The sequence below is a fragment of the Anaeromassilibacillus sp. An172 genome, assembly GCF_002160515.1.
In the GTDB taxonomy this organism is placed as follows: Bacteria; Bacillota; Clostridia; order Oscillospirales; family Acutalibacteraceae; genus Limousia; species Limousia pullorum.
Genome location: NZ_NFKS01000057.1, coordinates 1 through 1,501 on the forward strand (window position 1 = coordinate 1; position 1,501 = coordinate 1,501).

1 protein-coding gene is annotated in these 1,501 nt (G+C 37.2%); it reads left to right on the forward strand.

All coding sequences use genetic code 11. The features are described 5' to 3' along the window. Positions 1-74: 74 nt before the first annotated feature. On the forward strand, positions 75-1,457 hold the full coding sequence (locus B5F08_RS13040) for an IS1182 family transposase (RefSeq protein WP_087380375.1): 1,383 nt from the start codon (positions 75-77) through the stop codon (positions 1,455-1,457). The last annotated feature ends 44 nt before the right edge of the window (positions 1,458-1,501 follow it).

The following is a 1,501-nucleotide window of genomic DNA, read 5'->3' on the forward strand; positions in this document are numbered from 1 at the left end:
CAGCCTGTCGAAAAAGCTCAGCTTTCGCTGGGCTTTTTTCGATAAAAGTGGTAAAATAGAAGCAGGTGATAAAAATGATAGAGAAAAACAGAAAAAACAGAGAGCAAATGGAAATATTCAGTATAGAAGAATTTGTGCCAAAGAATCATCTGCTAAGAAAAATAGACGCAGCGATAGATTTTAGTCATATATATAAAATAGTAGAGGAACTTTACTGTGCAGACAACGGAAGACCGAGCATAGACCCGGTGGTAATATTCAAAATGGTATTGATACAGCATTTGTATGGATTGCCATCATTGAGAAGAACAGTAGAAGAAATAAAAATGAATGTGGCATACAGATGGTTCATAGGGTACTTGATGAACGAGGAGGTACCGCATTTTTCCACAATAAGCTATAATTTCAAACACAGGTATACGGAAAAGACAATAGAAGAAATATTTTACTGGATATTAAGAGAAATAGAAAAAGCGGGATACTTAACGCCTGAAGCGGTATTTGTAGACGGAACCCATATAAAGGCAAACGCCAACATGAAAAAAGCGGTTAAAAAGGCAGTACCCAAAGCTGCAAAGGTTTATGAAAAACAGTTAATGGAGGAAATCAACGAAGAAAGAGAAAAACATGATAAAAAGCCCTTTGACGATACAAAAGCTCCGGAAGAAAAAGAAATAACAGAATCCACGACAGACCCGGAAAGCGGAGTATTTCATAAGGGAGAACACAAAAAATGCTTTGCATATACGGCGCAGACAGCCTGCGACAAAAATGGATATATAATGGATGCAACGGTAAATCCGGGAAATGTACATGACAGCACAGCTTTTGATGAGTTGTACGACAGGCTTACAGAAAGACATCCAGAAATAGAAGCAATAGTTGCAGATGCCGGATACAAAACGCCGTGGATAAGTAAAAAAGTGCTTGATGATGGAAGAATACCAGTACTGCCGTATAAAAGACCGATGAGTAAAAAAGGCTTTTTCCAGCCATATAAGTATGTGTATGATGAATACTATGATTGTGTAATATGTCCGGAAAATCAGATATTAAATTATGTAACAACAAACCGTGAAGGCTACCGAGAATTTAAAAGCAAAGGCTATATATGCAAAGGTTGTCCGTCAAGATGTAACTGTACAGAAAATCAAAAATATGAAAAGACCGTAACAAAGCATATCTGGTCTGACTACCTTGAAACAGTAGAAGATATTAGGCATACGCCGAAGTATAAAGAACTGTACGGAAAAAGAAAAGAAACAATAGAGAGAGTATTCGCAGACGCAAAAGAAAAATATGCCATGCGGTATACCCTGTATCGAGGCTTAGTCCAAGTAAGAAACTGGGTTAGGCTTAAATTTGCTGCCATGAACCTCAAAAAATATGCAATACATAGATGGAATAGGCTAAACCCCAATTCCTCCTTCTTTTTTATCAAAGTGTTGGTTGCTTGATAAACGCAAAAACCCTGAATTTCAGATAGAAATTCAGGGTTTTT

Excerpts from the sequence above, each read along its gene's own strand:
- B5F08_RS13040 (WP_087380375.1), top strand. The coding sequence starts at position 75 with ATGATAGAGAAAAACAGAAAAAACAGAGAGCAAATGGAAATATTCAGT.